The organism is Variovorax sp. efr-133-TYG-130, assembly GCF_030208835.1.
Lineage (GTDB): Bacteria > Pseudomonadota > Gammaproteobacteria > Burkholderiales > Burkholderiaceae_C > Variovorax.
In genome coordinates, this window is record NZ_JARVTD010000022.1 from 47,819 (window position 1) to 64,061 (window position 16,243).

14 protein-coding genes are annotated in these 16,243 nt (G+C 68.9%); 1 reads left to right on the forward strand and 13 read right to left on the reverse strand.

Going from position 1 to position 16,243, the window contains the following annotated elements:
• Positions 1 to 75 precede the first annotated feature (75 nt).
• Positions 76 to 756, reverse strand: coding sequence for a ligase-associated DNA damage response endonuclease PdeM (pdeM, locus tag QRN67_RS19200; RefSeq protein WP_285413143.1), 681 nt, complete (start codon positions 754 to 756; stop codon positions 76 to 78).
• 77 nt (positions 757 to 833) lie between these two features.
• On the opposite strand from pdeM, the gene trxC reads away from it, so the two are divergent.
• Positions 834 to 1,283 (forward strand): thioredoxin TrxC, encoded by a 450-nt coding sequence (gene trxC, locus QRN67_RS19205; protein ID WP_285413144.1) that lies wholly within the window; start codon positions 834 to 836, stop codon positions 1,281 to 1,283.
• A gap of 22 nt (positions 1,284 to 1,305) precedes the next feature.
• On the opposite strand, the gene QRN67_RS19210 is transcribed toward trxC, so the two are convergent.
• The 12 genes from QRN67_RS19210 to atpD form a co-directional block, all read right to left on the reverse strand.
• Positions 1,306 to 3,987 (reverse strand): ligase-associated DNA damage response DEXH box helicase, encoded by a 2,682-nt coding sequence (locus QRN67_RS19210; protein ID WP_285413145.1) that lies wholly within the window; start codon positions 3,985 to 3,987, stop codon positions 1,306 to 1,308.
• Positions 3,984 to 5,639: an ATP-dependent DNA ligase gene (locus QRN67_RS19215; RefSeq protein WP_285413146.1), complete on the reverse strand. Its 1,656-nt coding sequence runs from the start codon at positions 5,637 to 5,639 to the stop codon at positions 3,984 to 3,986. The genes QRN67_RS19210 and QRN67_RS19215 overlap by 4 nt, the downstream gene beginning before the upstream one ends.
• A complete protein-coding gene (locus QRN67_RS19220) occupies positions 5,636 to 6,718 on the reverse strand; it encodes a ligase-associated DNA damage response exonuclease (RefSeq protein ID WP_285413147.1) in 1,083 nt (360 codons plus the stop codon). Before QRN67_RS19220 ends, QRN67_RS19215 begins: the two co-directional genes overlap by 4 nt.
• A gap of 101 nt (positions 6,719 to 6,819) precedes the next feature.
• Positions 6,820 to 7,341, reverse strand: a complete 522-nt coding sequence (locus QRN67_RS19225) for a DUF3617 domain-containing protein (RefSeq protein WP_285413148.1) — start codon at positions 7,339 to 7,341, stop codon at positions 6,820 to 6,822.
• Positions 7,342 to 7,421: 80 nt separating this feature from the next.
• Positions 7,422 to 8,129, reverse strand: a complete 708-nt coding sequence (locus QRN67_RS19230; RefSeq protein WP_106936607.1) for a phosphatase PAP2 family protein — start codon at positions 8,127 to 8,129, stop codon at positions 7,422 to 7,424.
• A gap of 25 nt (positions 8,130 to 8,154) precedes the next feature.
• Positions 8,155 to 9,282, reverse strand: coding sequence for a Gfo/Idh/MocA family protein (locus QRN67_RS19235; protein WP_409196308.1), 1,128 nt, complete (start codon positions 9,280 to 9,282; stop codon positions 8,155 to 8,157).
• A gap of 37 nt (positions 9,283 to 9,319) precedes the next feature.
• The gene (locus QRN67_RS19240) at positions 9,320 to 10,282 is read right to left on the reverse strand and encodes a substrate-binding domain-containing protein (RefSeq protein ID WP_106936605.1); all 963 of its coding nucleotides are present in this window, start codon (positions 10,280 to 10,282) and stop codon (positions 9,320 to 9,322) included.
• A gap of 44 nt (positions 10,283 to 10,326) precedes the next feature.
• Positions 10,327 to 11,361: an ABC transporter permease gene (locus tag QRN67_RS19245; RefSeq protein WP_285413150.1), complete on the reverse strand. Its 1,035-nt coding sequence runs from the start codon at positions 11,359 to 11,361 to the stop codon at positions 10,327 to 10,329.
• Complete coding sequence (locus QRN67_RS19250) at positions 11,321 to 12,865, reverse strand: sugar ABC transporter ATP-binding protein (RefSeq protein WP_285413151.1); 1,545 nt, start codon at positions 12,863 to 12,865, stop codon at positions 11,321 to 11,323. Before QRN67_RS19250 ends, QRN67_RS19245 begins: the two co-directional genes overlap by 41 nt.
• On the reverse strand, positions 12,862 to 14,031 hold the full coding sequence (locus tag QRN67_RS19255; protein ID WP_285413188.1) for an ROK family protein: 1,170 nt from the start codon (positions 14,029 to 14,031) through the stop codon (positions 12,862 to 12,864). The genes QRN67_RS19250 and QRN67_RS19255 overlap by 4 nt, the downstream gene beginning before the upstream one ends.
• Before the next feature lie 254 nt (positions 14,032 to 14,285).
• Positions 14,286 to 14,705 (reverse strand): F0F1 ATP synthase subunit epsilon, encoded by a 420-nt coding sequence (locus QRN67_RS19260; RefSeq protein WP_081266093.1) that lies wholly within the window; start codon positions 14,703 to 14,705, stop codon positions 14,286 to 14,288.
• Positions 14,706 to 14,717: 12 nt separating this feature from the next.
• Complete coding sequence (gene atpD, locus QRN67_RS19265) at positions 14,718 to 16,118, reverse strand: F0F1 ATP synthase subunit beta (protein ID WP_081266094.1); 1,401 nt, start codon at positions 16,116 to 16,118, stop codon at positions 14,718 to 14,720.
• Between the last annotated feature and the right edge of the window lie 125 nt (positions 16,119 to 16,243).

Below are 16,243 nucleotides of genomic sequence, written 5' to 3' on the forward strand. Positions count from 1 at the left end.
GGGCAAGCGGCGCTCGTTGTGGGCGCTCTGCCTGCCCCCATCCCAACCTTCCCCCGGAAGGGGAAGGAGAAAACTTCACTCCGACGCGGGCAGGGCCCAGACGGCCGAACCGCCCACGGCGTGGAAGCGCCGCCCCGGCGCACGCTCCATCAGCCACCCGCCTGTGAACTCGCCAAAGGCAGGCAGCACCGCCTGCCCCGCCTCGCTCACGAAGCAAGGCAGCCGCACCCTGTCGCGCCCCGGCCCATGAAGCCGGCACACCGGGTGCAGGTGCCCCGCGAGCACGAAATGCGTGGCATGCGGCTGCGGATGGTGGCAGCAGGCAAACGGGCCCATCAGGTGCGGTTCGTCGACCACCTCGATGCCCAGCGCTTCGGGCGGGTCTCCAGCGCGGCTGTCGTGGTTGCCGCGCACCAGCGTCATCGCGATGCCCGCATGGCGTTCGCGCCAGGCCTGCACGCCGGCAAGCACCGTGCGCGCCTGCGCCGCATGCAGGAAGTCGCCCAGGAACACGATGCGCCGGGGGCTCCACCGCGCGACCAGCGCATCGAGCCGCGCGAGGTTCTCCTGCGTGGTGCCGCCCGGCACCGGCTGGCCCAGCGCGCGGTAGGTCGCGGCCTTGCCCAGGTGCAGGTCGGCCACGAAGAGCACGCCCGCGGCGGGCCACCACAGCGCCCGTTCGGGCAGCAGGTGGAGCAGTTCACCTGCCCAGCGGACAGTGGAGGTGGTCGATTCGGAGGATTCTGCGAGCGTCACGGCTGGCAAGTTTCGCAAAAGACGCCTTGCCCGGCGCACGCCTTGCAATTGGCCCCTGCGGCCCCCAGTTCTTGCGCATGACCGAATCGACTTCGCTGCACATCGTCTGCCCGCACTGCCACACGACCAACCGCGTGCGCGCGGACCAGCTGGGCAGCGCGCCCGACTGCGGCAGTTGCCACCGCCCGCTGTTCGCCGGCCATTCGACCGCGCTGCCCGACGAGGCCACCTTCGATCGCCACATCGCGCGCAACGAGATTCCGGTACTGGTCGACTTCTGGGCGCCGTGGTGCGGTCCGTGCCGCCAGATGGCGCCGGGCTACGAGCAGGCCGCGGCCCAGCTCGAGCCGAAGGTGCGGCTGGCCAAGGTCGACACCGAGGCGGTGCGCTCGCTGGGCGCGCGCTTCAACATCCGCAGCATCCCCACGCTGGCGCTGTTCAAGGGTGGCCGAGAGGTCGCGCGGCAGGCCGGCGCCATGGGCGCGGCGGACATCGTGCGCTGGGTGAAGGCGCACGGCGCCGGCTAGGCAACGGCCTTTCACCAGGCCCTCAAAGCGGCGGCAGCGGGCGTGAAGGCCGCCTGCGTTCGCGCCGCGGCGCCGGCGGCTTGCCCGCGCCTTCCTGGCCGAACGCCATCGTGCTCCTCACGCGATCGATGCCGCCGGCCGTCACCACGCCGCCCGCGGCTTTCTCCAGTTGCTCGACCATGCGCGCGATGCGGTCGGCCACGTTCTCGTTCGACAGCTTCTCGCGGAACAGCTCGACCATCAGCGGAAACGAGAACGGCGTGGGCCGCGCGATCGGCTTGAGCACCAGCTGCTGCCCGGCCATGCGGGTGAGGCTGGCGCGCAGACGGCCGATCTCGAGCTCCTGCGCCAGCAGTTCCTGCTCGGCCTGCTGCAGCAGCCGGTTGCCGGGGTCGTACTTGCGGAACACCTCCCAGAACAGCGAGGACGAGGCCTGCAGCTGCCTGCTGCTGCGCTTCTCGCCCGGGTAGCCCTGGAAGATCAGGCCCGACACGCGCGCGATCTCGCGAAAGCGGCGCTGCGCGAGCTCGCCGGCGTTGAGCGATGCGAGCACTTCGTGCAGCAACACCGCGCGCGCGTCTTCACCCTCGCCATTGCCTTCGCCGCTGCCTTCGGGCAGGCGCAGCACCTGCGGCAGCAGCGTCGGCCAGTCGACCTCGGTCGCGCTCAGCAGCTCGAAGCCGTAGTCGTTGACCGCGATGGAAAAGGTGCGCGCCTCGTGCTGCGCGACGCGCCAGGCCAGCAGGCTCGCGAGCCCCAGGTGCACATGCCGCCCGGCGAACGGATACAGGAACAGGTGCGAGCCCTCGCGCGTGGTCAGCGTCTCGGCCAGCAGCGTCTGCGGCGTGGGCAGCGCGGACCACTGCTGCTGGATCTCCAGCAGCGGGCGCACGCATTGCAGCTCGGGCGAGCCGTAGGCACCATCGCCGGCCAGCGCCAGCTGCTGCACCACCGCGTCGGCCAGCGTGTTCGAGAGCGGCATGCGTCCGCCGTTCCAGCGCGGCACGGCAGGCCGCTTGCCGCTGGCGCGCCGCACCCAGGCGGTCATGTCGTGGATGCGCACGAGTTCGAGCAGCCGGCCGCCGAACAGGAAGCAGTCGCCGGGCTTCATGCGCGCGACGAAACCCTCTTCGACGCTGCCGATCTTCGCGCCGCCGACGAACTGCACCGACATGCTCGCGTCGCTCACGATGGTGCCGATGTTCATGCGGTGCCGCCGCGCGAGCCGGGCATCGGGCACGCGCCACACGCCCTCGGCGTCGGGCACAGCGCGGCGGTAGTCGGGGTAGGCAGAGAGCGAAGCGCCGCCCTGCGAGACGAAGTCGAGGCACCACTGCCAGTTCTCCCGCGAAAGCTCTTCGTAGGCGGCCGTGCCGCGCACCTCGGCGTACAGGTCGTCGGGCACGAAGCCGCCGCCGAGCGCCACCGTCACCAGGTGCTGCACCAGCACGTCGAGCGGCTGGTCGGGCGAACGGCGCGACTCGATGTGCCCCTCGGCAATGGCCGCGCGCGCGGCCGCGCCCTCGACCATCTCGATGCTGTGCGTGGGCACGAGCGTGATGCGCGACGGCCGCCCCGGCGCATGGCCCGAGCGCCCCGCGCGCTGCAGCAGCCGCGCCACGCCCTTTGGGGAGCCGATCTGCAGCACGCGCTCGACGGGCAGGAAGTCCACGCCCAGGTCGAGGCTCGATGTGCAGACCACCGCCTTCAGCTCGCCGCTCTTCAGGCCCAGCTCGACCCACTCGCGCACCTCGCGGTCGAGCGAGCCGTGGTGCAGCGCGATCAGGCCCGCCCAGTCGGGCCGGGCCTCCAGCAGGGCCTGGTACCAGATCTCCGACTGCGAGCGCGTGTTGGTGAAGACCAGCGTGGTCTTGCTCGCGGCGATTTCCTCTATCACCTGCGGCAGCATCGTGAGGCCCAGGTGGCCGCCCCACGGAAAGCGCTCCGCGCGGCCGGGCAGCAGCGAATCGATGACGAGCTTCTTGGGCACCTGGCCCTGCACCAGCACGCCTTCGTCATGGCCCAGCAGCACGTGCATGGCCTCGCGCAGGTTGCCCAGCGTGGCCGACATGCCCCAGATAGCGATGCCCGGGTTCCAGCGCCTGAGCCGGGCGAGCGCAAGCTGCACCTGCACGCCGCGCTTGTTGCCGAGCAGCTCGTGCCATTCATCGACCACCGCCATCCGCACGCCGCCCAGCACCTGGCTCGCATCGGCGCGCGCCAGCAACAGCGAGAGGCTTTCGGGCGTGGTGACGAGCACGCTGGGCAGCCGCTGGTTCTGCGCGCTGCGCTCGCTGGAGGACGTGTCGCCGCTGCGCGCTCCGGTGCTCCAGGGATGCACCTCGGCGCCCAGTGCTTCGAGCGGCTGCTGCAGCGCGCGCAGCGTGTCGGCCGCGAGCGCGCGCATCGGGGTGAGCCACAGCACCGTGAGCGGCAGGGGCGCGGGGCGGGCTGTTTCCTTTCGGGGCTGCGAGAAGGCCTGCAGCGCGCCGAGCCAGACGGCGTAGGTCTTGCCCGCGCCGGTGGTGGCATGCAGCAGGCCGGACTGGCCTTGTGCGATCGCCTTCCAGACGTCGCGCTGGAACTTGAAGGGCTTCCAGCCGCGCGCGGTGAACCACACATCGAGCGCAGCCTTGACCTTTGTCCTGCTCCTTCCCCCGCTGGGGGAAGGGAGAAAATCCTCGGGGTCCGGCCTGGTGCTCATGCCGGCAGCAACGCGGCAAGCGTCTGCAAGGTATCGGCCTCCTCCACCGGCTTGTCTTCCCGCCACCGCAGCATGCGCGGAAAGCGCACCGCGATGCCGCTCTTGTGGCGCGTGCTTCGCGCGATGCCCTCGAAGCCCAGCTCGAACACCAGCGTCGGCTTCACGCTCTTCACCGGGCCGAAGGTATCCACGGTGGTCTTGCGGATGATCGCGTCCACGCGCGCCATTTCGGCGTCGGTGAGGCCCGAGTAAGCCTTGGCAAAGGGCACGAGCCTGCGGTCCTCCTGACCGGGCGGGCCGTCCCACACAGCGAAGGTGTAGTCGCTGTACAGGCTCGCCCTGCGGCCATGGCCGCGCTGCGCGTAGATCAGCACGGCGTCGATGCTCAGTGGGTCGATCTTCCACTTCCACCACACGCCGACGTCCTTGGTGCGGCCCACGCCGTACTGCGCGTCGCGGCGCTTGAGCATCATGCCTTCGACACCCATGGCGCGCGCGGCTTCGCGCTGCGTGGACAGATCGTTCCAGTCGACGCCCGTGAGCATCGGGCTGGGCAGCAACGAAGGGTGCTGCATGCGCGCGACCAGTTCGTCGAGCAGCGCCCGGCGTTCCGACTGCGGCAGCGCGCGCAGGTCCTGGCCTTCCCATTCGAGAAGGTCGTAGGCCAGCAGCACGACCGGGATGTCGCGCAGCAGCTTGGCGCCGAGCGTCTTGCGGCCGATGCGCTTCTGCAGTTCCGCAAAGGGCTGCACCTTGCCGTCGCGCCATACCGCGATCTCGCCGTCGAGCACGGTGCCGTCGGGCAGGGCTTCGCCGAGCACCGCGAGTTCGGGGAATCGCTCCGTCACCAGCTCCTCGCCGCGCGACCACACCCATGGCACGCCCGCACGCTTGACCAACTGTGCGCGGATGCCGTCCCACTTCCATTCCACGATCCAGCCGGAAGGCGGGCCGAGCACGGCGTCGAACTGCTCCAGCGGCAGGTTGAACGGATGCGCAAGGAAGAACGGGTACGGCTGCCCGCTGGTCTTCTGCACCTGCTCCATGCCCGACTCGGGTGCGATGAGCGCCTGGTAGTCGTCCGGATGCGGTCGCGCGCCGATGTGCGTGTAGCCCATGAGCCGCTGCGCGACGCGCTTGGGGTCAATGCCGCCGACGGCCGCCAGCGCCTGCGTGACCTGCAGCTTCGACACGCCCACGCGGAACGCGCCGGTGATGAGCTTGAAGTACACCAGCCGCTCTTCGGCCGCGAGCTGGCGCCACTGCGCGCGCAGGCGGTCGGCCAGTTGCTCGGGCGAAGTCTTCGCCGCATCGCGCAGCGGCAGCAGGTGCTGCTCGACCCAGCCCGCGAGCCCGAGGTCATGCACCTCGCTGGGGGGCGGCAGCAGCAGCGCGATGGTTTCCGCGAGGTCGCCAACCGCGTCGTAGCTCTCGTCGAACAGCCACTCCGGCAGGCCCGCGGCCTCCTGCGCGAGCAGGCGCAGCAGCTTGGTGGGCACCAACTGGCGCGGCTTGCCGCCGGCCAGGAAGTACACGGCCCATGCGGCATCGGCCGCGTCGGCCTCGCGCAGGTAGCGCTGCAGCGCGGCCTGCTTGGCGAGGTTCGAGGTGCTGGCGTCGAGCTCGCGGTAGAGCGCGGCAAAGGCTTTCATGCGTTCGCTCCCTCCCCCGCCGGGGGAAGGCCGGGATGGGGGCCGTCGGCGGCTCCATCGGGTGCCGCCTGGTCGTCTTCATCGCCGTACTCGGTCTTGAAGCCCTGTGCGTCCAGCCCGTTCTCCGTCAACCACCGCACCATCACCTGCACGCTGCCATGCGTGACGAACACGCGCTGCGCGCCCGTGCCGGCGATCGCCTTCTGCAGCCCGGGCCAGTCCGCGTGATCCGACATCACGAAGCCGCGGTCCACGCCGCGCCGCCTGCGCGTGCCGCGCAGCTGCATCCATCCGCTGGCGAACGCATCTGCATAGTTGCCGAAGCGGCGCATCCACGGCGTGCCCTGTGCCGACGGCGGGGCCAGCACCAGCGCGCGCTTGAGCAGCGCCGCGTCGACACCTTCGTCGCTCACGCGCAGCGTCGGCGGCAGCGCCACGCCCGCCGCGCGGTACACGGCATTGAGCGGCTCCACCGCACCGTGCACCACGATCGGCCCGATGCTCGCGTCCACCCCGTGCAGGATGCGCTGCGCCTTGCCGAAGGCATAGCAGAACAGCACCGACGCGCGTCCCGCCTCGGCATTTGCGCGCCACCATGCGTCGATCTCCGCGAACAGCGCGGCCTGCGTGGGCCAGCGGTAGATCGGCAGGCCGAAGGTGGATTCGGTGATGAAGGTGTCGCAAGGCACCGGCTCGAAGGGGGTGCAGGTGCCGTCGGGCTCGGTCTTGTAGTCGCCCGAGGCCACCCAGACGCGCCCGCCGTGCTCGAGCCGCACCTGCGCCGAGCCCAGCACGTGCCCGGCCGGATGCAGGGAGACGCGCACGCCGTGGTGCGTGATGGCTTCGCCGTAGGGCAGCGTCTGCAGGTCGATGTCGGCGCCCAGCCGCGTGCGCAGGGTGCCGGCGCTGTCGGTGTGGGCCAGGTAGTGCCCGTGCCCCGTGCGTGCGTGGTCCGAATGGGCGTGGGTGATGACGGCGCGCGCCACCGGCCGCCAGGGGTCGATGTAGAAATCGCCCGGCGGGCAGTACAGGCCCTCGGGCCGGGCGACGACGAGATCTTCTTGCTGCGTTGCGGGCATGGCACGCCATCGTAGGCGCAGCCGGCGCTGCCCGGCGCCGAACGTCAGCCGCGAAGCGCTGTGGGCCGGCGCCTACCCGCCGGCCGGCCCCGCAGGCCCCGTCAGGGCCGCTTGGGCCGGTTGTTCATCATGTCGATGACGTTCATCTTCATGCCGTTGGGCATGACCATGTCGCCGGGCTTCTGGTCGGCCTTGCAGGGGCCGACCCACCTGGCCTCGATCACGCTGGTGCCTTCGGCGCGGCCCATCAGCGGCGGGTTGTAGCTCGATTTGCTTTCCATGCGGTAGGCCGAGTTGAAGTCGCCGCTCATCACCGCATGCGAGGTGGCGGTGGTGTTGCCGATCTTGCACACGGAGTCCATCACCAGCTTGCCGCCGTCGAGCCGCAGCTCCTGCTTCGAGCACATTTCCTTGCCCATGCCCTGGCCCATTTCACGCAGCGACTTGTCGCTGGCCGCGTCGATGCACTGCTGCATGGTGTGGCCCTGGCCCCGGCCGCCGTCGCCGGTCTGGATCTCCCACAGGCCGGGCTTGCGCGCCGGGTAGTCGAGCGCGAACGCGGGCATGGCGATGGCAGCCGCGGCAAGGCAGGCTGCAGCGGCGGCGGACGGGCGAATCTTCATGGCGGGCTCCGCATCGCCTGGACGGCGACGATGCCGGATTTGTACCGCGCGCCCGGTGGCGGCGGAATACCGCGATCGGCCTACGCCGCACGCGCATGCGCCGCAGCCGCGGCCGGCTCCCGCTGCCGCGTGGCCACGCCGAGCGCGACACCCAGCGCAAGGCCGCCCAGCACGTCGACCAGCACATGCTGGCGCACCGCCATCGTCGAATAGACGATGCCCGCGGCCCACGCCACGTTGACGAAGCGCAGCCACGCCGGCGCGCCCGCATCGCGCAACTGCCGCGCGAGCATCACGCAGGCGAACACCGAGAACGACACATGCAGCGACGGAAAGGCATTGCCCGCCGAATCGACCATCTTCAGGAACTGCAGCGAAGTGCCCGGCGTGGTGGCGACCGCGAAATTGGGAATGGCCGTGGGCATGAACCAGAACACGAGCAGCGCCAGCAAGGTCATCGCCGCGCAGCCGAGGGAGAAGCGCGTCAGCTCGCGCATGTCCTTGGCCAGCAGCACCGGCAGCGCGATGTAGCCCCACAGCGAGAGATACACCGGCAGCAGCGCCGGCCAGAAGGCGATGGCGCGGTCGAAGGCGGTGAGCGGCAGCACCCAGGCCTGGCCCGCGTTCTTCGCGATCCAGAAGTACAGCGGGAAGAAGCCGAGCGTGGCGACCGTGTTGCCCACCAGCTTCAGCGGGAACAGCGTGATGCAGCGCCGCCAGAGCGCCGCGGGCCATGTCTGCGTGGCCGGGCGCGAGGCGCCGGTGTTGTCGGTGATGGTGGATGTCATGGAAGCCCGCGGCAGCGCGCATGCGCTACCAGGGCGTCCACTTTAATTCGCTTTGCGCGGATGCCACCGTGCGTTCGATGAAGCGCACGCCGCGCGCGCCGTCTTCCACGCGCGGATAGTCGGCGGCCAGCGGGTCGGCCGCACGGCCTTCGAGACGGGCGCGGATGTCCGCCGCCACGCCGGCATACACGTTGGCGAAGGCCTCGATGAAGCCTTCGGGGTGCCCCGCCGGCAGCCGGCTCGCGCGTTGCGCGGCCTCGCACAGCCAGGGCGCGCCGCGCGTCAGCACGCGCCTGGGTCCGTCGTGCGGCAGGTGCTGCAACTGGCTGGGCTGCTCCTGGTGCCATTCGAGCGTGCCCCGCGTGCCGGAGATGCGCAGGCGCAGGTCGTTCTCCAGCCCCGTGCTGATCTGCGAGGCCACCAGCACGCCGCGCGCGCCGCCCTTGAAGCGCAGCAGCAGGCTGCCGTCGTCGTCGAGCATGCGGCCCGGCACCAGCGCGCTGAGGTCGGCGCAGAGGCTTTCGATCTCCAGGCCGGTGACGCTGGCCACGAGGTTCTCGGCATGCGAGCCGATGTCGCCGATGGCCCCGGCCGCGCCGCTGCGCGCGGGGTCGGTGCGCCAGTCGGCCTGCTTGTTGGTGCCGCCTTCGACATGGCTGGCAAGCCAGCCCTGGTTGTATTCGACGACGACCTTGCGCACTTCGCCGATCTGGCCCGACCGCACCATCTCGCGGGCCTGCCGCACCATCGGGTAGCCGGTGTAGTTGTAGGTGACGCCGAACACCGTGCCCCGCTTAGCGACCGTGGCGACCAGCGCATCGGCCTGCTCGCGCGTGTGCACCAGCGGCTTGTCGCACACCACGTGGAAGCCGGCGTCGGCAAAAGCCTGCGCCACCGGAAAGTGCACGTGGTTGGGCGTGACGATCGACACGAAGTCGATGCGTTCATCAGCGGGCCGCTTCAGCTCGTCGGCCAGCAGCGACTGCCAGTCGCCGTGGTTGCGGCCGTCGGCCAGGCCGAGGTCGCGGCCCGAGGCGCGCGCCTTGTCGGGGCTCGACGACAGCGCCCCCGCCACGAGCTCGATCTGGCCGTCGAGCGCCATGGCCTTGCGGTGCACGGCGCCGATGAAGGCGTCGCGGCCGCCGCCGACCATGGCGTAGCGGAGCTTGCGTGGAGCGATCTCGATCACCTCAGAACGGCGAGTTGGGGTGGTAGAACTCTTTGGCGTTTTCCTTCGTGATCAGCACCGAAGGAATGATCGTCGTCGCCGGCAGCTTCTCGCCCTTCAGGCGCGCTTCCGCCGTGAGCTTGATCGCGTCGTAGATGAACTTGGGCGAATAGCTCACGTCGGCCGTGATGCGCGGGTCCTTGCCGTCCATGATGGTCTTGACCATGTCCTTCGCGCCGGCGCCGCCGAACACGATCTTGATGTCGTCGCGCTTGGCCTGCGAGATGGCCTTGAGCACGCCCACGGCCATGTCGTCGTCGGCGGCCCAGATGGCGTCGATGTTCTTGAAGCGCGTGAGGTAGTCCTGCGTGACCTTGAAGGCGTCGTCGCGGTTCCAGTTGGCGTACTTGGCGTCCAGCAGCTTGATGTCGGGGCTGCCCTTGAGCACGGCGTTGAAGGCGTCCATGCGCTCGTTGTCGAGCGTGGTCGCGATGCCGCGCAGCGCCACCACGTTGCCCTTGCCGTTGAGCTGCTTCACGATGTACTCGGCCGGGATCTTGCCGAAGGCGGTGTTGTCGCCGGCCACGTAGGCATCCTGCGCGCTGGTGTCGGTCAGGCCGCGGTCGACCACGGTCACGTACGCGCCCTTGGCCTTGACCTGCGCGACCGGCTTGGTCAGCGCGGCGGATTCGAACGGGAACACGACCAGCGCGTTGATCTTGGTCACCGTCGACAGGTCCTGCAGCTGGTTGGCCTGCTCGGGCGCGTTGGCGGCCGTCTTGATGGTGATCTTCAGGTCCTTGTGTTCCTTCTCGAGGTCCTTCTTCGCCTGGTTGGCCCAGTAGTTGATGCCGCCCATGAAGCTGTGCGTGGCCGCGGGAATCGAAACGCCGAGGTTGACCTTCTCTGCGGCGAGCGCGGGCAGGCTGGCGAAGGCCGCGGCGGCAACGGCCGTGAGCGCGAGGCGTCTGGTGAAAGTTGTCATGCTGGATGTCTCCTCTTGGTGGATGGAACGGAACGGGAACGGAACTAGCGCCGGCCGCGCTGCAGGAACGCGACGATGATGATCACGAAGCCCTGCACCGCGGCATTCAGGTACACGCTGATGATGCTGGTGAGGTTCAGGATGTTGCTGATGACCGAGAGCAGGATCGCGCCCACCACCGTGCCGGTGATGCTGCCCGCGCCGCCCTTGAGCGCGGTGCCGCCGACGATCACCGCGGCAATGGCTTCCAGCTCCCACAGCAGGCCGGTGGTCGGCGAGGCCGAGCCCAGGCGCGGCACGTAGAGCAGCGTGGCGATGCCCACGCACACGCCGAGCAGCACGTAGGTCATGATCTTCACGCGGTCGACGTCCACGGCCGCGTAGCGCGCCACCTGCTCGTTCGAGCCGATGGCCTGCACGTAGCGCCCGTAGGCCGTGCGGTTCAATATGACGCCGCCGATGATCGCGACGATCACGAACACCCACACCGGCACCGGAATGCCCGCGAGGCTGGCGTAGTACACCGGCGCGTAGAGGTCCGACAGTTCGTTGTCGAGCGTGAGCGCGCCGCCGTCCGCAAAGTAGGTGAGGTACGCGCGGAAGATGCCCAGCGTGCCCAGCGTCACGATGAAGGGCTCGATGCGCCCCTTGGTGATGAGCAGGCCGTGCGCAAGGCCGAACACGGCACCCAGCACGATGGCCAGCACCGCGCCCATCAACACCGCCAGCAGCGGCGAGCCCGAGGCCGGGCCGGCCCAGTTGATGAACATGATCACGCTGCCCGCGATGAGCGCGGCCATCGAGCCCACCGACAGGTCGATGCCGCCCGAGATGATCACGAAGCACATGCCCACCGCGATGATGCCGATGAAGGCCGTGCGCGTGAGCACGTTCATCGCGTTGTCGACGGTCGCGAAGTCGCTGTTGAGCAGGGTGCCGGCAATGCAAAGCAGCACCAGGCCGATGACCGGGCCGAGGCCGTGCAGGCGCTCGGTCCAGCGCGGCTTTGCCTCGCTGCGGTGCTGCTGCTGCGCGGCTTCAAGCGTGCGCGGCGGTGGTGTCTGCTGTTCCGGTGGCATGAGCGATGAGCTCCTCTTCTGTCAAATGGTCCGCGTCGAGCGTGGCGACCAGCTTTCCGGCGCGCATCACCGCCACGCGGTGGCACAGGCCGATCAGCTCCATCAGCTCAGACGAGACGACGATCACAGCGAGCCCTTCGCGGGCCAGTCGCTGGATCAGGAAATAGATGTCGCGCTTGGCGCCCACGTCCACGCCGCGCGTGGGCTCGTCGAGCACCACCACCTTCGGCTGCGGCTGCAGCACCTTGGCGAGCGCGAGCTTCTGCTGGTTGCCGCCCGACAGCGACGAGGCCTTGACCTCGAGCGAGCCGGTGCGGATGCCGTAGTCCTTCACCGCCCCGGCCAGCGCGCCGCGTTCGGCTTCGGGCTTGAGCCAGGGCTGCGCATAGCGCTCGAGCGCCATCAGCGTGAGGTTCTGCCGCAGGCCGAAGTTGACGTGCAGGCCCTTGCCCTTGCGGTCTTCGCTCAGATAGGTGAGGCCGTGCTTCGCCGCGTCGCGCGGGTTGCGCCAGCCCTTGCCGCCGGGCACGGGCTTGCCGAGCATCTCGACGCTGCCGCTCGCGGGGCGAAGGCCGAGCAGGCCTTCGAAGAGCTCGGTGCGGCCCGCGCCCACGAGGCCTGCGAAACCGAGGATCTCGCCGGGGCGCACCTCGAAGCTCGCGTCTTGCGCCCAGCCGGGCACATTGAAATTTCGCACGCGCATGGCGGGCGCATCGGCGGCCACCACCACGTCGCGCGGCGGGTACAGGTCGGCCAGCTCGCGGCCCACCATGAGGTTGGCCATCTGCTGGCGCGTGACCTCGGGCGTGGGCGCGCGCGCGACGAAGCGGCCGTCGCGCATGACGATCACCTCGTCGGTCACCTGCTCCACCTCGTCGAGCTTGTGCGAGATGTAGACGATGGTCACGCCATCGGCGCGCAACTGCGCGATGAGCTTGAACAGCCGCTCGGTCTCGCCGGGCGTGAGCGTGGCGGTGGGTTCGTCCATCACGAGCAGGCGCGCGCGGCGGGCGATGGCCTTCGCGATCTCGACGAGTTGCTTTTCGGCGACGATGAGCTTTCGCACCTTGGTGCGCGGATCGATGTTCAGCCCGACGGCGGCGAGCGCGGCGGCGGCTTCGCGTTCCATCGAGGCGTCGTCGAGCAGCCAGCCTTTCTTCTTCTCGTGGCCCAGGAAGATGTTCTGCGCCACGCTCAGGTCTTCCGCGAGGTTGAACTCCTGGTGGATCAGCACGATGCCCAGCGCCTCGGCGTCGCGCGAGCTACCGAACTGCTGCGGCTGGCCGTTGATGCGCAGCGTGCCGCCGGTGAGCTGCTCGTAGCCGGCAAGAATCTTCATCAGCGTCGACTTGCCCGCGCCGTTCTCGCCGAGCAGGCCGTATACGCGACCGGGCGCGAGCGCAAAGCTCACGCCGTGCAGCACCTGCACCGGGCCGAAGGCCTTGACCACGCCGTCGAACTCGACGGCGACGCTGCCCTTGTTGCTTGGCGTACTGCTGCTCATGGCGCCACTCCGCGGACCTTCAGGGTCTCGTGCATCGCAAGCACGCCCGCGCCTATCAGTCCGCCCTGCATGCCCAGCGGCGTGTACTGGATTTCCAGGTGCCGCGTGGAGAGCGCGAGCGAGCGCTGGTACACGCTCTGGCGCACCGCCGCGAGGAACAGCGGCCCGATTCGCGTGATGCCGCCGCCGATGAACACATGCGACGGATTGAAGAAGTTGACGACCGACGCGAGCATCTGGCCGATGAGGCTGCCCGCGCGCTGGATGATGCCGTTGGCCGCGGTGTCGCCGCCGCGGCTGGCCTGGCCGACGTCGATCGCGTCGATGCGGCCATGCACGCGCAGGCACTCGGACAGCAGTTCGCTTTCGCCGGCCTCGGCCGCCTGCACGGCCATGCGCGTGATCGCGGGGCCGGCGGCCATGGCCTCGACGCAGCCCAGGTTGCCGCAGTGGCAGCGCGGGCCTTCCTGGTCGACGCAGATGTGGCCCACGTCGCCCGCGGAGCCGGCCGCGCCCCGGTACACCTCGCCGTGGCAGACGATGCCGCAGCCGATGCCGGTCCCGATCTTGATGACGAGGAAATTGGTCAGCGAACGCTTGAGCCTCCACAGCTCGCCGAGCGCCATGAGGTTCACGTCGTTGTCGACGAAGACGGGCGCGGCGTAGTCCTCGCGCAGGTAGTCGCGGATCGAGAAGCTGTCCCACGCGGGCATCAGCGGCGGGTTCACGAGCTGGCCGATCTCGAAGTTGACGGGGCCGGGCACGCCGATGCCGATGCCGAGCACGTCGCGCGCGGCATGGCCGCCTTGCGCCAGCAATTCGCGCATCAGCACCCGGACCCGGGCCAGCACCACGGCCGGGCCCTCGCGCACGTCGGCGGGCTCTTCATGTTGCGCAAGCACGGTGAGGTCGGGCCGCAGCACGGCCACGCCGAGGCTGGTCGCGCCGATGTCGATGCCGACCAGCACGCCGAGCCCGAAGTGCAGCTGGAGGTTTTCGGCACGCCGCCCGCCCGATGAACGCTGCAGGCCCGCTTCGGCCAGCAGCCCCTGTTCGACAAGGCCGGCGATGAGCGCATTGGCCTTGCTCTTGGAGAAACCGAGCTGCTCGGCCATGGCATGGCGCGATCCGCCGGCCGACCAGAAGGTCGTTTCCAGCAGCCGCATTTCATCGGCGGTGATGCCGCTCCAGGGTGCCACGCGTTTGTCTCCGTGTTCTTTCTTTTGAAGTCGCCGCCCGCAACCTTCGGCTGTCGGGCGAAGGCGAATACTAGGTGCAGGTCTTCAGCCGGACAAGGCCGAACTTCGGCCAAGTTCAAACCGAAGTCGACTTGAATGGGGAAACGCCGGACGCAAAAAAGCCGCCCGGAGGCGGCTTTTCAGGAAGAGAGCCCAGGGGCTCCCTTTGATTGCTTGCTTACTTACTTCTTCTGGCGGTACTTGCGCAGCGCCGCGATCTGGGCGGCCATCACGGCCAGCTCCGATTGCGCCATCGCAATGTCGATGTCGCTCTTCGCGTTCTTCAGTGCTTCCTCGGCCGCGGCCTTGGCCTGGTTGGCCTTCTCGTCGTCGAGGTCCTTGCCGCGGATCGCGGTGTCGGACAGCACGGTCACGGCGTTGGGCTGCACTTCGAGAATGCCGCCGGCCACGAAGACGAACTCTTCGCCGCCATCGGCCATTTCGATGCGCACGGCGCCGGGGCGGATGCGCGTGATCAGCGGGGTGTGGCGCGGGTAGATGCCGAGCTCACCGGCTTCACCGGGCAGCGCGACGAACCTGGCTTCGCCCGAGAAGATCGACTCTTCCGCGCTGACCACGTCCACATGAATGGTGCCTGCCATGGTGATTCCTTCTTAAGCGACCTTCTTGGCCTTTTCGAACGCTTCGTCGATGCCGCCCACCATGTAGAACGCTTGTTCCGGCAGGTGGTCGGCTTCGCCGTTCACGATCATCTTGAAGCCACGGATGGTTTCGGCCAGCGGCACGTACTTGCCGGGCGAGCCCGTGAACACTTCGGCCACGTGGAACGGCTGCGACAGGAAACGCTGGATCTTGCGGGCGCGGGCCACGGCGAGCTTGTCGTCGGGAGCCAGTTCGTCCATGCCCAGAATCGCGATGATGTCGCGCAGTTCCTTGTAGCGCTGCAGCGTGCCTTGCACGGCGCGGGCCACGTTGTAGTGCTCTTCGCCGACCACGTTCGGGTCGAGCTGGCGCGAGGTCGAGTCCAGCGGGTCCACGGCGGGGTAGATACCGAGCGAAGCGATGTCACGCGACAGCACCACGGTCGAGTCCAAGTGGGCGAAGGTGGTGGCGGGCGACGGGTCGGTCAAGTCGTCGGCGGGAACGTAAACGGCCTGGATCGAGGTGATCGAGCCGACCTTGGTCGACGTGATCCGCTCCTGCAGGCGGCCCATTTCCTCGGCCAGCGTCGGCTGGTAGCCCACGGCGGAAGGCATGCGGCCCAGCAGAGCCGACACTTCGGTACCGGCCAGCGTGTAGCGGTAGATGTTGTCCACGAAGAACAGAACGTCACGGCCTTCGTCGCGGAACGACTCGGCGATGGTCAGGCCGGTCAGCGCCACGCGCAGACGGTTGCCCGGGGGTTCGTTCATCTGGCCGTAGACCATGGCCACCTTCGAGTCCTCGAGCTTCTCGAGGTTCACGACGCCGGAGTCGGCCATCTCGTGATAGAAGTCGTTGCCTTCGCGGGTACGTTCACCCACACCGGCGAACACCGACAGACCCGAGTGAGCCTTGGCGATGTTGTTGATGAGTTCCATCATGTTCACGGTCTTGCCCACGCCGGCGCCACCGAACAGGCCCACCTTGCCGCCCTTGGCGAACGGGCACACCAGGTCGATCACCTTGATGCCGGTTTCCAGCAGGTCTTGCGAAGGCGACAGTTCGTCGTACGCGGGAGCCTTGCGGTGGATCGAAGCGGTGAGCTCCTGGCCGACCGGGCCGCGTTCGTCGATGGGCGCGCCCAGCACGTCCATGATGCGGCCGAGCGTGGCCTTGCCGACGGGCACCGTGATGGGTGCGCCGGTGTTCGTGACGATCAGGCCGCGGCGCAGGCCGTCGGACGAGCCCAGTGCAATCGTGCGCACCACGCCGTCGCCGAGCTGTTGCTGGACTTCGAGAGTCAGCGCGCTGCCTTCGAATTTCAAGGCGTCGTACACCTTGGGCATCTGGTCACGCGGGAACTCCACGTCGACCACGGCGCCGATACATTGGACAATTTTTCCTTCAGCCATGGCGTTTCCTTCTGGATGGATCTCAATAAATTTGCGACAGGTTCTTGCAGAAGCGTCCTGGTGCCGAAACGGGCCGCTTTTGCAAGAATGCCGGACGGGCCGGCACCCTTGATTGGTTCAGTTCA

What these genes read in the sequence shown, in the direction of transcription:
- trxC (WP_285413144.1), top strand. Translation starts at nt 834, where the DNA reads ATGACCGAATCGACTTCGCTGCACATCGTCTGCCCGCACTGCCACACG.
- QRN67_RS19210 (WP_285413145.1), bottom strand. Translation starts at nt 3,987, where the DNA reads ATGAGCACCAGGCCGGACCCCGAGGATTTTCTCCCTTCCCCCAGCGGG.
- QRN67_RS19215 (WP_285413146.1), bottom strand. Translation starts at nt 5,639, where the DNA reads ATGAAAGCCTTTGCCGCGCTCTACCGCGAGCTCGACGCCAGCACCTCG.
- QRN67_RS19220 (WP_285413147.1), bottom strand. Translation starts at nt 6,718, where the DNA reads ATGCCCGCAACGCAGCAAGAAGATCTCGTCGTCGCCCGGCCCGAGGGC.
- QRN67_RS19225 (WP_285413148.1), bottom strand. Translation starts at nt 7,341, where the DNA reads ATGAAGATTCGCCCGTCCGCCGCCGCTGCAGCCTGCCTTGCCGCGGCT.
- QRN67_RS19230 (WP_106936607.1), bottom strand. Translation starts at nt 8,129, where the DNA reads ATGACATCCACCATCACCGACAACACCGGCGCCTCGCGCCCGGCCACG.
- QRN67_RS19235 (WP_409196308.1), bottom strand. Translation starts at nt 9,282, where the DNA reads ATGGTCGGCGGCGGCCGCGACGCCTTCATCGGCGCCGTGCACCGCAAG.
- QRN67_RS19240 (WP_106936605.1), bottom strand. Translation starts at nt 10,282, where the DNA reads ATGACAACTTTCACCAGACGCCTCGCGCTCACGGCCGTTGCCGCCGCG.
- QRN67_RS19245 (WP_285413150.1), bottom strand. Translation starts at nt 11,361, where the DNA reads ATGCCACCGGAACAGCAGACACCACCGCCGCGCACGCTTGAAGCCGCG.
- QRN67_RS19250 (WP_285413151.1), bottom strand. Translation starts at nt 12,865, where the DNA reads ATGAGCAGCAGTACGCCAAGCAACAAGGGCAGCGTCGCCGTCGAGTTC.
- QRN67_RS19255 (WP_285413188.1), bottom strand. Translation starts at nt 14,031, where the DNA reads ATGCGGCTGCTGGAAACGACCTTCTGGTCGGCCGGCGGATCGCGCCAT.
- QRN67_RS19260 (WP_081266093.1), bottom strand. Translation starts at nt 14,705, where the DNA reads ATGGCAGGCACCATTCATGTGGACGTGGTCAGCGCGGAAGAGTCGATC.
- atpD (WP_081266094.1), bottom strand. Translation starts at nt 16,118, where the DNA reads ATGGCTGAAGGAAAAATTGTCCAATGTATCGGCGCCGTGGTCGACGTG.